This window comes from Rhizobium sp. UBA1881 (genome assembly GCF_002338015.1).
Classification (GTDB): Bacteria; Pseudomonadota; Alphaproteobacteria; order Rhizobiales; family Rhizobiaceae; genus Rhizobium.
This window is the reverse complement of record NZ_DDHH01000079.1, coordinates 38,511-53,897: the sequence shown is the minus strand read 5'-3', so window position 1 is coordinate 53,897 and position 15,387 is coordinate 38,511. Positions and strand designations below refer to the sequence as shown.

Annotated in this window: 16 protein-coding genes; all 16 read left to right on the top strand. The window is 60.4% G+C overall.

What is annotated here, in order from left to right:
- Positions 1-133 precede the first annotated feature (133 nt).
- The 16 genes from B3605_RS09235 to B3605_RS09160 all read left to right on the top strand — a co-directional run bounded on the left by B3605_RS09235 (position 134) and on the right by B3605_RS09160 (position 15,369).
- Positions 134-766: a hypothetical protein gene (locus B3605_RS09235; protein WP_112942765.1), complete on the top strand. Its 633-nt coding sequence runs from the start codon at positions 134-136 to the stop codon at positions 764-766.
- Positions 763-2,022: a MotB family protein gene (locus tag B3605_RS09230; RefSeq protein ID WP_296433550.1), complete on the top strand. Its 1,260-nt coding sequence runs from the start codon at positions 763-765 to the stop codon at positions 2,020-2,022. The genes B3605_RS09235 and B3605_RS09230 overlap by 4 nt, the downstream gene beginning before the upstream one ends.
- Before the next feature lie 3 nt (positions 2,023-2,025).
- The gene (motC, locus tag B3605_RS09225; RefSeq protein ID WP_112942763.1) at positions 2,026-3,522 is read left to right on the top strand and encodes a chemotaxis protein MotC; all 1,497 of its coding nucleotides are present in this window, start codon (positions 2,026-2,028) and stop codon (positions 3,520-3,522) included.
- A gap of 1 nt (position 3,523) precedes the next feature.
- Complete coding sequence (locus tag B3605_RS09220; protein WP_112942762.1) at positions 3,524-4,945, top strand: flagellar hook-length control protein FliK; 1,422 nt, start codon at positions 3,524-3,526, stop codon at positions 4,943-4,945.
- Positions 4,866-5,450: a lytic transglycosylase domain-containing protein gene (locus B3605_RS09215; protein WP_047507442.1), complete on the top strand. Its 585-nt coding sequence runs from the start codon at positions 4,866-4,868 to the stop codon at positions 5,448-5,450. Before B3605_RS09220 ends, B3605_RS09215 begins: the two co-directional genes overlap by 80 nt.
- 282 nt (positions 5,451-5,732) lie before the next feature.
- On the top strand, positions 5,733-6,404 hold the full coding sequence (gene rem, locus B3605_RS09210; RefSeq protein ID WP_018898445.1) for a transcriptional activator Rem: 672 nt from the start codon (positions 5,733-5,735) through the stop codon (positions 6,402-6,404).
- A gap of 128 nt (positions 6,405-6,532) precedes the next feature.
- Positions 6,533-7,819: a flagellar hook protein FlgE gene (locus B3605_RS09205; RefSeq protein WP_112942761.1), complete on the top strand. Its 1,287-nt coding sequence runs from the start codon at positions 6,533-6,535 to the stop codon at positions 7,817-7,819.
- Between the two features lie 19 nt (positions 7,820-7,838).
- Entirely contained in the window at positions 7,839-9,299 is a 1,461-nt protein-coding gene (flgK, locus tag B3605_RS09200; RefSeq protein WP_112942760.1) for a flagellar hook-associated protein FlgK, read from the top strand.
- A gap of 4 nt (positions 9,300-9,303) precedes the next feature.
- Positions 9,304-10,425 carry a flagellar hook-associated family protein gene (locus B3605_RS09195; protein WP_112942759.1) on the top strand — a complete coding sequence of 374 codons (1,122 nt, stop codon included), beginning with the start codon at positions 9,304-9,306 and terminating at the stop codon, positions 10,423-10,425.
- A 41-nt stretch (positions 10,426-10,466) separates the two neighbouring features.
- Positions 10,467-10,814: a flagellar biosynthesis regulator FlaF gene (flaF, locus tag B3605_RS09190; RefSeq protein ID WP_112429030.1), complete on the top strand. Its 348-nt coding sequence runs from the start codon at positions 10,467-10,469 to the stop codon at positions 10,812-10,814.
- The gene (gene flbT / locus B3605_RS09185; protein ID WP_018898450.1) at positions 10,811-11,260 is read left to right on the top strand and encodes a flagellar biosynthesis repressor FlbT; all 450 of its coding nucleotides are present in this window, start codon (positions 10,811-10,813) and stop codon (positions 11,258-11,260) included. The genes flaF and flbT overlap by 4 nt, the downstream gene beginning before the upstream one ends.
- A complete protein-coding gene (gene flgD / locus B3605_RS09180; RefSeq protein ID WP_112942758.1) occupies positions 11,251-11,691 on the top strand; it encodes a flagellar hook assembly protein FlgD in 441 nt (146 codons plus the stop codon). Before flbT ends, flgD begins: the two co-directional genes overlap by 10 nt.
- A 69-nt stretch (positions 11,692-11,760) precedes the next feature.
- Positions 11,761-12,027 carry a flagellar biosynthesis protein FliQ gene (fliQ, locus tag B3605_RS09175; protein WP_018898452.1) on the top strand — a complete coding sequence of 89 codons (267 nt, stop codon included), beginning with the start codon at positions 11,761-11,763 and terminating at the stop codon, positions 12,025-12,027.
- 87 nt (positions 12,028-12,114) lie between these two features.
- Positions 12,115-14,202: a flagellar biosynthesis protein FlhA gene (gene flhA, locus B3605_RS09170; protein WP_296433549.1), complete on the top strand. Its 2,088-nt coding sequence runs from the start codon at positions 12,115-12,117 to the stop codon at positions 14,200-14,202.
- Positions 14,199-14,951, top strand: a complete 753-nt coding sequence (fliR, locus tag B3605_RS09165; RefSeq protein ID WP_112942757.1) for a flagellar biosynthetic protein FliR — start codon at positions 14,199-14,201, stop codon at positions 14,949-14,951. The genes flhA and fliR overlap by 4 nt, the downstream gene beginning before the upstream one ends.
- Before the next feature lie 4 nt (positions 14,952-14,955).
- A complete protein-coding gene (locus tag B3605_RS09160; RefSeq protein WP_018898455.1) occupies positions 14,956-15,369 on the top strand; it encodes a hypothetical protein in 414 nt (137 codons plus the stop codon).
- The last annotated feature ends 18 nt before the right edge of the window (positions 15,370-15,387 follow it).

Below are 15,387 nucleotides of genomic sequence, written 5' to 3'. Positions count from 1 at the left end.
CCCTTCATCTTCGCACAAGTTTGGCCTCCTAGGGTCAGGGACAACAGGCGTGGTGAAAACCGCGCGAAAGATTTGTTTGGTGCAATGTGAGGCGCGGCATGTCGCAGGCTTCTGCTGATACGAGGTGGGTTGAGTGAGCGCGCTACTGTCCCGTCTGAAAGACTTCGGCGAACCCGCCGTCGCCGCCCCACCAGTGGTCGATACGCCGTTTTCTGAAGATTTCGGCGGTTTCGACGACATCGTCTCCGAGCCAGTCATCGACATTGAGGCGGAACGCCGCGACGCCAACGCGGTTGGCGAGGCCAGGGCGACCGCGGAACTCACCGAGAAATTCGAGGCCGAGGCACAGACGGTTGCGCTTGTTCATCAGCGCGAGATCGAAGAGCTTCGCAACAAGTACGAGACAGAGATCGCCGAGCTCGTCGCTGCGAAGGTCAAGGCGATCTCCACCGAGCTTGCCGATCTTGTCAGTGCCACGGTCGCCCGCACGCTGGCTCCCGTCTTGACCGAGGCTCTGGCTGAAAAGGCCGCTGTCGAACTGGCGGCGCAGCTTCGCGATGCCGTTCTGGACGGCGAGACCGGCACGATCACGGTCAAAGGCCCGGAAAGGCTTTTCAATATCCTGAAGAACGAACTCGGCGAGAAGGCAGACCTGCTGCGCCACCACGAGAACGACGATATCGACCTGATCGCCGAGTTTGATGACTCGGTACTCGTAACCCGCATGTCTGCCTGGGCGGCGAGCGTCAAGAAAGTCCTGGAATGAGCGACAGCGAAAATCACCATCACGGCAAGAACGAGGTCATCATCATCAAGCGACATGGTGGTGGCGATCACGATGGCGCCCATGGTGGCGCCTGGAAAATCGCCTATGCCGACTTCATGACAGCGTTGATGGCCTTCTTCCTCGTCATGTGGCTGGTCAATGCCGCCAACGAGGAAACCAAGGCCTCCGTCGCCACCTATTTCAACCCGATCAAGCTCTCTGACGAAAAGCCGACCGAGAAGGGCTTGAAGAAGCCGGTCGACCAGGCCGACGGGCAGGAGAAGGCCGACAAGTCGAAGGAAAAAGAGGATCAGCCGAACCAGGGCGCGGCAGCGGCCAGCGGTGAAGACCAGACCTCGACCTCGGGCGACCAGAAGAACTATTCCGAAGCGGACTTCTTCGAGAACCCCTATTCGGTTCTCGCCGAAATCGCCCAGGAGGTCGGACAGCAGGCTAACGTCAGCGCCAAGGGCGAGGGCGGTGCGGCCGATTCAGGCCCCGCAACCGGCGCCGACGGCGGTGAAGCCTACCGCGACCCGTTCGATCCGGACTTCTGGACGAAGCAGATCGAGGTGACGCGCGCCGACAAGACGCAAGCCGACGATCCGGCAAAGCAGGCGATCGAGCTCGCCAAGGCCGAGGATGCGAAGGCCGAGCAGGCCGCAGCCAAGGCCGCTGACGCCCAGAACCCTGAAACGGCAGACAAGACTACCGACAAGACGAAGGACAAGACCGCCGACAAGGATGGCATAGCGCCTGAAACGCAGACCGCTGAGCAAAAGGCCGTCGAGCAGCAGCAGGAAGCCAAGGATCTTCAGCAGCAGATCGCCCAGCAGATCGGCGGTATCGCCGGCAAGCTCGCCGAGGGTCTGACTGTGACCCCGGCCGAAGGCGGCCTCCTGGTCAGCATTTCCGACCAGAGCGACGATTCCATGTTCAACGTCGGCTCCGCCGTTCCGCGCAAGGAGATGGTCCTTGCCATGCAGAAGATCGGCGAAGTGCTGAAGGAGAAGAATGGTGTCGTGGCCATTCGCGGCCATACCGACGGCCGCCAGTACAAGGGCGAGAACGAGAACTGGCGCCTTTCGATGGATCGCGCCCAGGCCGCCTATTACATGGTGGTGCGTGGCGGGCTCGACGAGAAGCGTGTCTCCCAGGTCTCGGGCTTTGCCGACCGCAAGCTCAAGGACACTGCAGATCCGTATGACGCGTCCAACCGCCGTATCGAAATTCTTCTCCAAGCCGATCAGGGATAATCGATGAAGCGCCGGCAGCACAGGCATCTCCTGCCCCTCGCTTTCAGCCTTGCGCTGACGGCGACCGGCGTCGTGCGCGCGGAAGAAGCGGCAACGCCCGCCGCCCACGCCGAGGCGCCGGCCGGACATGCCCAGGCACCAGCCGAAACACCAGCGGTCGGGCATGGCGAAACACCCGCAGAGCCGCCGGCAGCGCATGCGGAGACGCCGGCACCCACGGAAGCGCAGACATCGTCTACCGGACACGGCGACGCGGCGGCACCTGCCGAGGCATTACCCGTCGTCCCGACGACGGACGACAGCGGCGACACTGTGCCATACAAGATGCTGCGCTCGCTGCAGTTCGTGCAGGACTCTGTCGTGCTAGGCGACCATTCGGCCAGTGAGATGCAGCGCTTCATGCTCGGTACCATCGACAAGCGCCTGCGCGCCGTCGACCCGACCGTTTTCGATGATGACCGCAATGTCGATGCCGCATTGATCTACGCCATGAGCGGCGGCAATCCGCAGACGCTCGAATATCTGGTGGCGCGCGATGTCAATGGTTACTTCGATAACCGCGTGACCGACATCCTGCGCAAGTATCTGAGCGGCAAGGGCCTCCTCGTCGGCAAGACGCTGGTGGATATGGCGCAGGAGTATAAGGACAAGAAGATCGGTCCCTATCTGGCGCTGGTCGGCGGTAACGTCACGATCGCCAAGAGCCCGGAAGAGGCGCTCAAGCTCTACGATCTCGCGCGTCTCAATGCGCCGGGCACGATCATCGAGGAAGCGGCCTTGCGCCGCTCGGTTGCGATCTGCGTCGATAAGGGGATGGTCGATCAGGGACTGCAATATTCGCAGCGTTATGTTCGCCGCTTCCTGCACTCGCCCTATGCCAGCCAGTTTGCCGATCTCTTTGTGAAACTGCTTGTCGATCACGATCATGACGTGAAGCCGGATGACGTCATCGGCATCCTCTCCTTCATGGATGATGCGCGCCAGCGGGAAATCTACCTGCGCATTGCGCGCGCTGCCGCGATCGCCGGCAAGGGCGAACTTGCCCGCATGGCGGCCGGCCACGCCCAGACCCTGTCGGGCGATAATAATAACGCCTTTGGCGCATTGGCTGATTTCTACGGCGGCATGGCCGCGATCCCGACCGACAAGATCGATACCGCCGCTCGCGATATTTCGACGATCGCCGACAAGGCGCTTTCGCCGCGCGACCAGATCCTGCGCGCTGCTGCGCGCTCAGTGGCCGAGCAGGTGCTTCGACAACCAGACGCTGCAAGCCTGACGCAAGGCTCTGCTAATACACCAGATGGTCAAGAAGCCAGTTCTGAACAGGCGGCCGGGGGAGGATCGGCCGGAGAGGGGGCGGTTCCCGACGCCGTGCCGGCGGCCGGATCGCAGTCAGCGGATCTACAGAACACCGACCCCGCATTCAGCTCATTTGTGACCTCAAGCCGCTCTCAGTTGGATGAGATCGACGGCCTTTTGAACAAAGAAAGCAATTGATATGATGGATATCAGCGTTCCGGCTGGAGCCGCAGATGCTGCCGCCGGCGCCAAGGCCAATCGGCCGGCCGGCAAAGGTTCGGACACGGACAGTAACGGTGGCTTCTCGGACGTCCTGAACAAGGCGAATGCCAATTCCGATCGCAATCCGGGTGCCAAGACCAATGGTCAGCAGCCGACCGGCACTGCCGATGGAGGCAATGGCGCCGTTGGCTCGGCGCCGCACCGGCAGAACCCGAAGGCTGTGATCGATCTCGGCAACTCGGCCGCACTGGCGCAGGCGGAAGCCGATGCGACGGCGGCCAATGCCGGCAAAGACGTTCAGAAGACAGGTCGGGTCGATATCAAGTCGCTGCGCAAGCAGATCGACGACACAAAGGCCGATGGTACGGCCGAAGACGTTGCCGACAAGATCGCCGCGCCGACATCCAAGGACGACAAGACAGGCAAACCTGTCAAGACCGAGGCCAAGCCCGGAGCGGCCGATGACAGTGCTGTCTCGGACGTCCTGAGCATGCTCGGAAACGCGCCGGTTGATAGCGCATCGGCGGCCGCTGCAGCATTGTTCGGACAGAAGGCGCATGATACCGCGCCCACTGACGTCAAGGACAAGTCTTCCGGCAAGCAGAAAACCAAAGGTGACGCCGTCGCCGATGTCGCCAGCGCCTTGACCTCGGCCACCGACGCCGCGTCCGACGTGGACATGCCTGGTGCGACCACTGCCGGCGATACGGTTGGCCAGACCTTCCGGCTGACGCGTGCAGACAGTCGTGGCACGTCCATGGACATGCATCTCGGCATCGAGAAGGACGCAGCCGACGTTGGCGGAAAGGCGAACGTCGAGACCGTTACGATCCTCGATTCGCGTCGCTATATCGGCCTTGCGCAGAACACCAATTCCGCGGCCGTCACGGCGGCGATCGCTGGCGACAAGGAATGGGCGCACGCCATGCAGGCTTCGTCGTCCCTGTCGAATGCCGCTGAACTCAGCAGCACCGGCAAGGTCGTCAACACGCTCAAGATTCAGATGAACCCGATCGACCTCGGCCTCGTCACCGCGACGCTGAGGCTGCAGGGCGATACTCTGAACGTCGATCTGAAGGTCGAGACCGCAGCCGCCTATAGGCAGCTGAGGGAAGACCACACAAAGATGCTGGAGTCGCTGCGCAGCCAGGGTTACGCCATCGACGGCGTGAGCGTCAGCATGGCGCCGGTCGCCAACACCGATACCAGCAGCCAGGCGAACGCACAGAGCGGCTCGCAGCAGGGCTCCGCCCAGGGGCAGGGCGGCGAGGCGCGCGAGCGTCAGAATCAAACAGGGCAGCGCAGTACCGGAGGCTTCAATGTTACAGGTGAGAGCGACGCTACGAGCGCTTCTTCTGGCTCCTCTGGCAGCAGCGGCACTGGCGACGTATACCTCTGACGCGCGGGCGTCCGATGGTGCCTGCGAGCAGGAGATCCAGTCGGCCGCGCTGAAATACGGTATCCCCGAGGGCATCCTCTATTCCGTCGGATTGACCGAAACGGGCCGCAAGGGCTCGCTCTACCCCTATGCCTTGAACATAGAGGGCAAGCCCTTCTTCCCGCCTTCGGAGCGCGATGCGCTGAGGCAGGTGGATACGGCTCACAGGTCGGGCGCCAAGCTGATCGACGTCGGCTGCATGCAGATAAACCAGTTCTACCACGGGGAGAATTTTCGGTCACTGGAGGAGATGTTCGATCCCCGAACCAACGTGGAATACGCCGCACGGTTTCTGAAGAACCTGCACGATCGCCACGAGACATGGACCATGGCGGTCGCCCGCTACCACGCCGGCCCCAATAATGACCCCGCGCAGAAGCAATATGTCTGCCGCGTCATCGCCAATCTGGTCGCCACGGGCTATGGGAAATGGACTCCCAATGCGAGCAATTTCTGCCGCGGCTAACTCGCCTAAAGATAGCGAAAAAAGAACAAACCGGAAATGTGTCATAATATGGCAAGAATTCGGGCCAATGTGGCAAGGCAAGTCACAATTTAGGACATGTTAACTTTTCCACGAAACTTTTGTGTGCATAATTTTGCCTACCCACTAAATGTAGAGCAAATCGGGGGGCAATTCTTAATCAACTATTAATTTCCGCCCATGAGTTCCTACAGCTTGTCCCAGAATCGTGCGATTCGTACCCATAGGTCATCGATGTGCCACAAGTGATTCGGAGGCGGACGAATGATCGTAGTGGTTGATGAGCGTGAGCTCGTGAAGGATGGCTACACTTCCCTTTTTGGTCGAGAAGGTATTCCTTCGACCGGTTTTGATCCAAACGAGTTTGGAGAGTGGGTGCAGACGGCTGCTGATTCAGATATCGCAGCGGTCGAGGCGTTTCTGATTGGCCAGGGCCAGCAGACGTTCGAGCTGCCGCGCGCCATTCGCGATCGTTCGATGGCACCCGTCATCGCGGTCAGCGACCAGCCGTCGCTCGAAAACACGCTTGCACTTTTTGATTGCGGCGTTGACGACGTCGTTCGCAAGCCGGTTCACCCGCGCGAAATTCTTGCACGTGCAGCGGCCATCCGCCGCCGCCTCAAGGCGATTTCCACGCACACGGACATCGGCGCCATCCGCGTCTTCTCCGATGGCCGCGATCCCGAGATCCACGGCGAAGTCTTCGCACTGCCGCGCCGCGAGCGCCGCATTCTCGAATACTTGATTGCCAACCGCGGTCGTCGCGTCACCAAGACCCAGATCTTCAATGCCATCTACGGGATTTTCGACGAGGAAGTCGAAGAAAACGTCGTTGAAAGCCACATTTCCAAGCTTCGCAAAAAGCTGCGCAAGAAGCTCGGCGTCGACCCGGTCGATTCCAAGCGCTTCCTCGGCTACTGCATTGATTGGGAATAGTTTTTTGGCGTCCTAGGTGGGCGCGGCGGTCTAGGCTTCGATCTTTCTCCGATCACGCAATTGCCAGACAGCTTCACGCAAGGCCCACCGGATACTCTCAAGCCTACTAAGGGAATCGAGGTTTTCAGATGAGCATTTTCGGCAGCATGAAGACGGCTGTGTCCGGCATGAACGCACAGGCGAACCGCCTCAGCACCGTGGCCGACAACATCGCCAACGTAAACACGTCGGGTTACAAGGCGGTATCGACCGCCTTCTCGTCGCTTGTCCTGCCTTCGAGCTCGGGCAACTACAACTCCGGCGGCGTCCAGACGTCGGTTCGCCAGTCTGTCTCCGCACAGGGCGATATCTCCTACACGACGTCGGGCTACGACCTCGCCATCTCCGGCGACGGCTTCTTCATCGTCCAGAGCCCTGATGGCGTCCCAGTTCTGACCCGCGCAGGCGACTTCACGAAGGATCCCGACGGTAACCTCGTCAATTCTGCCGGCTTCAAGCTGATGGGCTATTCCTACGATTCCGGCGCACCGGCTGTCGTCGTCAACGGCTTCTCGGGTCTGGTCCCTGTTAACGTCGCCCAGTCCGGGCTGACGGCGATCGCCTCGACCGCCGGCACTTTCGCCGGTAACCTGGATTCTGGCGCCGAAATCGCGACGGGCAACCTGCCGGCCGACAACGCTGTGCCCATGACGGCCGATACCAAGCAGATCTCGATGGTCGGCTACGACAAGCTCGGCAATACCGTTCAGTACGATTTCTACTTCACCAAGACCGACACGACCATCCCGCCGCCTGCTACAGGCGCCGCGAGCACCTGGGACGTCACGGTCTACCGCCATGCGGACGCCGCAACGGGCAGCACCACGTCCTTCCCCTATTCGACGGCAGCCGTCGGTGGCGGCACGATGGAATTCGACGCCGAGGGCAAGCTTGTTTCCGGCAACTCGCTTCTCATCGACGATCCGGTGACGACAGGTCAGATCCAGATGGATCTCTCCGGCTTCACGCAGCTCGCTTCGGAGTTCTCCGGCAAGGGCACGCCGAACGGCCAGGCAGCCAGCCCGGTCGACAGCGTATCGATCGGCAAGGACGGCACCGTCTCGGCGAAGTATGCGGACGGCACGTCCAAGCCGCTCTACCGCATTCCGCTGGCAACCGTTGCGAGCCCCGACAACATGACGCTCATGAGCGGCAACGTCTACAGTGCCAATGGCACCTCCGGCGTCACGGTCACCGGCTTCGCGCAGACCAACGGCTTCGGCTCCATCCAGTCGGGTGCGATCGAAAGCTCGAACGTCGACCTCGCCGGCGAACTGACCGAGATGATCGAATCGCAGCGCAGCTACACTGCCAATTCCAAGGTGTTCCAGACGGGGTCCGACATCATGGACGTCCTCGTCAACCTCAAGAGATAAGTAGGGTAACGGGTTAGCCATGTCGCTTACGTCCGCACTGAATACCGCGCAGAGCATATTCAACAATACCGGCACTCAGAGCAGTGTCGTATCGAACAATATCTCCAATTCCAGCAACAGCGATTACGTTCGCCGTCAGGCGATGGTCACGACGTCGCTGAATGGTGCGCAGGTTGTGAAGATCAGCAGGGCGCAGGAAGACGCCCTGATGCGGCAATGGCTCAAGGCAAGCGCACAGGACAGCGCCCAGCAGACGTTGCTGGGCGGACTGACCGACCTGAAGTCGGTGCTCGGCGGCAATGACTACGAAACGTCGCCGGCCACCTATCTCTCGACTTTCCAGCAAAAGCTTCAGGCATTCCGCACGTCGCCGAGCAGCGCGATCGCCGCGCAGAGCGCGGTCACGGCCGCGCAGGATGTCACCAATTCGTTGAATGACGCGACCAAGTCCGTCCAGCTTATCCGCCAGAACGCGGACAAGGAGATCGCGACCCAGGTCGATACGCTGAACACGCTGCTCGCGCAGTTCAAGACGGCCAACGATGCCGTCAAGGGCGCGACAGCCAGCGGTGGCAACCCGGCCGATGCGCTCGACGAACGCGACAAGCTGCTGAAGCAGATTTCATCGATCGTCGGCGTCAAGACCGCCGATCGCGCCAATGGCGACATGGCGCTTTACACCAATGACGGAACGGTCGTTTTCGATACCGTTCCCCGCACGGTCACCTTCGTCCCGCAGGATACCTACACGACGGGAACAAAGGGCAACGGCGTCTATATCGACGGTGTGGCACTCGCCAGCGGTCAGGGATCGACGACGACGGCCAAGGGCAGCCTTCAGTCCCTGCTGCAGATCCGCGACGAGGTCGCTCCGACCTTCCAGTCGCAGCTCGATGAAGTCGCAAGGTCCCTGGTGACGATGTTCTCGGAAACCGACGGCGCGACGACCGAGCCGGGCCTCTTCGTCTGGAAGACCTCGACCGGCCTCGACGGCGACACGCCGACGACCCCTGATGTCATCAACGGCATCGCTGGTACGATTACGGTAAACACAGCGGTAATCACCAGCCAGGGTGGCGATCCGATGAAGCTACGCGACGGCTCCATCACCGGATTGACCAACCTGAACCCGGACAATGCCAGCGGCTTCTCGGACAATCTCGACACGCTGTACACCGCGCTGGGCTCGGCACAGGACTTCTCGTCGGATGCCGGCATCTCCTCGAATGTCAGCGTCATCAGCTACGCTCAGAACTCGGTCGGCTGGCTCGAACAGCTCAGAAGCGACGCCACGACGGCATCGGAAAATACAACCGCTGCCCTCTCTCGCTCAACCGAAGCGTACTCAAATGAGACAGGCGTCAACCTTGACGAGGAACTGACACTGCTGCTTGATATTGAGCAGTCTTACAAGGCGGCCACCAAGATATTGAATGCCGTCAACGAGATGTACCAGTCGCTGCTGGACATTGCGAGGTAAGCCCATGAAAAGTTCATTTATTTCGAGTTCGGCCATTCAAAACGCGATGCGACTGACCATTCGCCAGTCGCAGACCCAGCTCGTCAAGTCCTCGCTTGAGGCGACCACCGGCGTCTACGCCGATATCGGCGCCTCGCTTGGTTCCGGAGCTGCGAAGAGCGTCAATTTCAGCGCTGAGGTCACACGGATCAAGGCACTGCAGGGCAGCAACTCGGTTGTATCAGGTCGCCTCGAAGCATCCCAGCTTGGTCTGACCAGCATGAAGACGGCGGGCGATGCGCTCGTCTCGAAGCTGACCGCGCTGCAGGGCAGCCAGGACAACACCAGCATCACCGTTGCCATGCAGTCGGCGGGCGACGCGTTGTCGTCGCTGATGGATACCGGCAACTCGATGCTCAACGGCGAATATCTCTTCTCCGGTATCAACACCGACATCCAGCCGCTGACCGATCAGACGGATGCCGCAACCGACGCGATCCAGAAGAATCTCGACGCCTGGGCAAGCAGCCTCGGCAAGACCAAGTCCGAGCTGAGCGGCGACGAGATGGACACGTTCATCTCCAACTTCGTCGAGCCGATGTTCTCGCAGGATACGCTGAACGCGACCTCGACGCCGCTGCCGTTCCCGCCGGTTGGCGTCGGCACGCCCACGCCGCCGCTGGCTTACGTGACGCCGCCGGCATGGGCCGACTGGTCAAGCGCGTCGAACCAGAACATGACGAGCCGGATCAGCAACTCCGAGACCGTCACGTCCTCGACCAATTCGAACTCCGAAGGCATGCGTTACTTCGCGCTCGCGTCGATCACCGTTTCGGCGCTCGCCGGCACCGGCCTCAGCGGCGACGCATTGGCGATGACCACGTCGAAGGCAATCGGCTACGCCGCGCAGGGCACGACCGGCATCGTCACCCAGGCGAGCCAGCTCGGTCTGTCGCAGGAGCGCGTCACGAAGGCCAACGACGCCCTCGATGCGCAGTCCAGCATCATTCAGAACAAGCTCGTCGACCTTCAGGGCGTCGATCAGTCGGAAGCGTCCACACTGGTCAACACCCTGCAGACGCAGCTCGAAACCGCATACACGATCGTTTCAAAAATTCAGCAGTTGAGCCTCGTGAACTACCTCTGATGATCAGCGGTAGAAGTACAAGTACAAAGAAGGATGCATGAATGTATCAGTTCTCTTACGCCGAGGTCATGCAAGACTCGGTAGCCGATGCAAAGGAGCGGGAACGTCAAGTTCTCGACCGGTCCATCGAGCTGCTCGCGATTGCACGGGACAAAGAGAAGTATGGCCGTGAGGCTATCGATGCATTGTTTTACACCCGACGCGTTTGGGTGAGCTTTATCGAAGACCTCAAGCATCCGGACAATCAGCTCGAAGTTCAGTTGCGCGCCAATCTGATCTCGATCGCTATTTGGATCTTGAAAGAAAGCGACCGGATCCGGAAACGGCAGTCGACCAACTTTCAAGGCATTATTGACGTTACCACCATCATCAGGGATGGACTTAAATGAAAAGCACGCTTCGTATCTCGCTAAAAGCCGGGGAAAAGATCTTCATCAACGGTGCGGTTTTGCGCGTCGATCGCAAGGTCGCGCTGGAATTCCTGAATGATGTAACGTTCCTTCTGGAAAACCACGTTCTCCAGCCGGAAGACGCGACAACGCCTCTGCGCCAGCTCTACTTCATCGCGCAGATGATCCTGATCAACCCTGAGGGCAAGGATCAGTCGACGGCGATGTTCCGCAAGTCGGTGACGATGCTTCTGACCTGCTTCAAGAACGAGGAAGTTCTGGCCGAGCTGAAGCGCATCGACGGTCTGGTTTCGACCGGCCGCGCCTTCGACGCCCTGAAGGCCATCCGCGGTCTCTACGTTATCGAAGACAACATTCTGAACAACCAGGAAATGCACCCTGCAATGGTTGAGCAGATTCGCAAGGAGATCGCACCATGGCGGTAGGCGCAACCGGTTCCGCGACAACGACGCAGAACACCTCATCGACGACGTCGACTGCTCAGCAGAAGGCGACGCTCAATTACGACAACTTCCTGCAGCTTCTCATTGCTCAGATGAAGAACCAGGATCCGACGGAACCCGTCGATGCCAGCCAGCAGATGGCGCAGCTCGCCAGCTTCTCGCAGGTCGAGCAGACGATCCAGACCAACACCAAGCTGGACACGCTTCTGGCAAGCTCGAGCCTGACGCAGGCCAGCAGCTATGTCGGCAAGTACATGACCAGCGCCGACGGCACCGTCGCCGGCACCGTCGATTCCGTAAAAGTGTATTCCGACGGAATTATCGCGACGACCACCGATGGGAAGAGTATTCTCGTCCAGGCGGGAATCACTGTCGCGGATCAGGCGCCCAAGTCGACCACGACCGGCAGCTGATCGAAAAGAAACTGAACGACGGTCCGGCCGGGTTGCGGACGGACCGAAAGGCGATATGAGGTTGCCTGGATGAATGAAGCTGACGCACTCGATCTGTTCCAGGCGGCGATCTGGACGGTTCTCGTTTCCGCCGGGCCGGCCGTGGCCGCGGCGATGATCGTCGGTCTCGTCATCGCGCTGTTCCAGGCGTTGACCCAGGTCCAGGAAGCAACGCTCACCTTCGTCCCGAAGATCGTCGCGGTTTTGGTGACGATTGGTATCTCCGCTCCCTTTGTCGGCTCGCAGATTTCGATCTTCACCAATCTCGTCTTCTCGCGCATCCAGTCCGGCTTCTGAGCCACCCTCGCGCAAGCTTCGCCATTTAACTATCGATCCGAATTCTGGGCATCATGCCCGTACATCTCATGACGAGACGGAATCGATATGGCGCAACCACCCGCACTCCCCCTTCCGAAAGCCGGCCCCAGCCTGCGTGACGTTGGCTTTGCCCTTGGCATTGTCGTCATCATCTGCGTGCTCTTCCTGCCGATCCCGCCGTTCCTCATCGATATGGGCCTGGCGTTCTCGATCGCGCTGTCCGTGCTGATCCTGATGGTCGCGTTGTGGATCCAGAAGCCGCTCGAGTTCTCGTCCTTCCCGACCATCCTGCTGATCGCCACGATGACGCGTCTATCGCTGAACATCGCGACGACCCGCGTTATTCTTTCGCACGGCAACGAAGGTCACGATGCGGCGGGCGGCGTTATCGCCGGCTTCGCGAGCCTAGTCATGTCGGGCGATTTCGTGATCGGTCTGATCGTCTTTCTGATCCTGATCACCATCAACTTCATCGTCATCACCAAGGGCGCCACCCGTATCGCGGAAGTCGGCGCCCGCTTCACCCTCGACGCCATCCCCGGCAAGCAGATGTCGATCGACGCCGACCTTTCGGCTGGCATCATCGAAGAGCGCGAGGCGCAGCGCCGCCGTAAGGAACTCGAAGAGGAAAGCTCCTTCTTCGGTGCCATGGACGGTGCGTCCAAGTTCGTGCGCGGCGACGCCATCGCCGGCCTTCTGATCACCGCCATCAACGTCTTCGGCGGCATCATCATCGGCTACTTCCGCCACGGCATGCCGATCGGCGAAGCGGCTGACGTTTTCGTCAAGCTCTCCGTCGGCGACGGTCTGGTATCGCAGATGCCGGCCCTCATCATCTCGCTGGCCGCCGGCCTTCTCGTTTCGCGCGGCGGCACCGTCGGTTCGACCGACAAGGCCGTCGTCGATCAGCTGAGCGGCTATCCGCGCGCGCTGTCGGTTTCCGCCGTGCTGATGATCGTTCTCGGCCTCATGCCTGGCCTGCCGTTCATCCCGTTCATGTTCCTCGGTGGCGTTCTCGCCTTCGGCGCCTGGTTCATCCCGCGCCAGATCGATGCGGAAAACAAAATCCTGCGCGAGCAGGAAGAAAAGAAGGTCGTCGAGAACAAGGAACTGGAGAAGGATTCGGTCAAATCAGTGCTGCGCACCTCGGAAATCGAGCTGGCACTTGGCAAGATGGTCTCCTCGCGTCTGCTTGGCGCGCACCAGGAACTCGCATTCCGCGTCGGCAAGATGCGCAAGAAGTTCGCGACCCAGTACGGCTTCGTCGTTCCGGAGATCAAGGTCACCGACGATATCGCCATCACCGAGAAGTCCTACCAGATCCGCATCCACGGCACGACGGTCGCCTCGAACGAGTTGCGCGTCGGCGAAGTCCTCGTCGTCACCGGCTCCGGCCGCAAGCCGCGCGTGCCGGGCGACGAGATCCGCGAACCCGCTTTCGGCATGCCTGCTGTCTCCGTACTCGAGGCATTCACGGAAGATCTGAAGCGCGAGGGCTTCCAGCCGATCGACAATGTCTCGGTCGTCCTGACCCACATGAGCGAAGTCATCCGCAACAACCTGCCGGCACTTCTCTCCTACAAGGACCTCAAGGTTCTGATCGATCGCCTCGATCCCGAGTACAAGAAGCTTGCCGACGAGATCTGCTCCTCGCACATGTCCTATTCGGGTCTGCAGGCCGTGCTGAAGCTGCTGCTCGCCGAGCGCGTCTCGATCCGCAACCTGCATCTCATCCTCGAAGCCGTGGCCGAGCTTGCCCCGCATGTGCGCAAGACCGAACAGATCGTCGAACATGTTCGCGTTCGCATGGCGCAGCAGCTCTGCGGCGACCTTGCCGACAACGGTGTGCTTCGCGTATTGCGCCTCGGCAGCAAGTGGGACCTCGCCTTCCACCAGGCGCTGAAGCGCGACAACAAGGGCGAAGTCGTCGAATTCGACATCGATCCGCGCATGCTTGAGGAGTTCAGCGAGCAGGCGAGCAAAGTTATCCGTGAATTCATGGATCGCGGCCTGCCTTTCGCCCTTGTCACCTCGCCGGAAACACGGTCCTATGTGCGCATGATCATCGAACGCCTGTTCGCCACGCTCCCGGTTCTCTCGCATGTGGAACTGGCAAAGGGCATCGAGATAAAGATTCTAGGCTCTATTTCATGATAACTGACCCGCAAGGGACCGTGTTGGCGCTCTTTCTGATCTTCTGCAGGATCGGCGGCTGTGTGCTGACAATGCCGGGTTTTTCCTCGGCGCGTGTCCCTTCGATCTTGCGGGTCTTCATCGCCGGCGCGCTGTCTCTGGCGATTATGCCGGTGCTTTGGGACACGGTCTATCCGGCCGTTCGCACTTCGAACGCGACCTATATCGGCTTCATCTTCAGCGAATCGCTGATCGGCGTGATGTTCGGAATGCTGGCCCGCCTCTATACGCTGGGCCTCCAGTTCGCCGCCAACATCGCGGCCATGATGATCGGTTACACGCAGCCGAGCGCCGCCGACATTTTCGAAGAAGGCCAGGAGAGCGCCATCTCGGGCTTCATCATCTTCGCCGGCATGATGATTCTCTTCATGATGGACTTCCACCACATCGTCTTCAGGGCGCTGATCGATTCCTACACATCGATGCCGTTTGGCGGCGCCATGCAGATGCGCGCGACGCTGATCTCGTTCACCGACACGCTGTCGACGACCACATTCATCATGCTGCGGCTGGCGAGCCCGTTCCTCATCTACGGCCTGCTGTTCAACGTCGCGATCGGCTTCATCAACAAGCTGGCGCCGCAGATCCCGGTTTACTTCATCTCGACGCCTTACCTGCTGTTCGGCGGCCTCTTCCTGTTCTATTTTGCCGTCGCGGCGATGATCAGCCAGTTCGGCCAGTCGTTTACCAGCGTCTTCATCGGGCAGTAGGCGGATGGCGGAAAGGACGCGCTCGGACAAGCTCAAACGCCTCGTCGCCGTCCAGCGGCATCTCGAACAGATGGCGGAATTCGACCTCGCCGAAACGACGCGCCAGCGCGCCGAGGTCAGCGAAGAGATGGACAGCGTCATCCATGCGCTCGGCTCCATGGACCCGGTGCATCACGCCTTCTCGCAGGGCTATGCGGATCGTTTCAACCGGCTCGGCATCAAGGACAAGCAGCTGAACGGCATGCAGGAAGTTCACCAGATGCGCGTTCAGCAGGAGCGCGCCAAGGGAGACCGGCTGGAAGATGGCATGCGAGAGGCGCTCGAAGACGAGCGCCGCGAGGCCGATGACAACGCGGTCTATGATATCATCGATCAAAAATACGGTACGCCAGCCTCCAGCAAGCTTCAAAACTCATAATCGCCTCGATCTGAAATT

Coding starts and splice junctions, on each gene's coding strand:
- B3605_RS09230 (WP_296433550.1), top strand. CDS start 763: ATGAGCGACAGCGAAAATCACCATCACGGCAAGAACGAGGTCATCATC.
- motC (WP_112942763.1), top strand. CDS start 2,026: ATGAAGCGCCGGCAGCACAGGCATCTCCTGCCCCTCGCTTTCAGCCTT.
- B3605_RS09220 (WP_112942762.1), top strand. CDS start 3,524: ATGATGGATATCAGCGTTCCGGCTGGAGCCGCAGATGCTGCCGCCGGC.
- B3605_RS09215 (WP_047507442.1), top strand. CDS start 4,866: ATGTTACAGGTGAGAGCGACGCTACGAGCGCTTCTTCTGGCTCCTCTG.
- rem (WP_018898445.1), top strand. CDS start 5,733: ATGATCGTAGTGGTTGATGAGCGTGAGCTCGTGAAGGATGGCTACACT.
- B3605_RS09205 (WP_112942761.1), top strand. CDS start 6,533: ATGAGCATTTTCGGCAGCATGAAGACGGCTGTGTCCGGCATGAACGCA.
- flgK (WP_112942760.1), top strand. CDS start 7,839: ATGTCGCTTACGTCCGCACTGAATACCGCGCAGAGCATATTCAACAAT.
- B3605_RS09195 (WP_112942759.1), top strand. CDS start 9,304: ATGAAAAGTTCATTTATTTCGAGTTCGGCCATTCAAAACGCGATGCGA.
- flaF (WP_112429030.1), top strand. CDS start 10,467: ATGTATCAGTTCTCTTACGCCGAGGTCATGCAAGACTCGGTAGCCGAT.
- flbT (WP_018898450.1), top strand. CDS start 10,811: ATGAAAAGCACGCTTCGTATCTCGCTAAAAGCCGGGGAAAAGATCTTC.
- flgD (WP_112942758.1), top strand. CDS start 11,251: ATGGCGGTAGGCGCAACCGGTTCCGCGACAACGACGCAGAACACCTCA.
- fliQ (WP_018898452.1), top strand. CDS start 11,761: ATGAATGAAGCTGACGCACTCGATCTGTTCCAGGCGGCGATCTGGACG.
- flhA (WP_296433549.1), top strand. CDS start 12,115: ATGGCGCAACCACCCGCACTCCCCCTTCCGAAAGCCGGCCCCAGCCTG.
- fliR (WP_112942757.1), top strand. CDS start 14,199: ATGATAACTGACCCGCAAGGGACCGTGTTGGCGCTCTTTCTGATCTTC.
- B3605_RS09160 (WP_018898455.1), top strand. CDS start 14,956: ATGGCGGAAAGGACGCGCTCGGACAAGCTCAAACGCCTCGTCGCCGTC.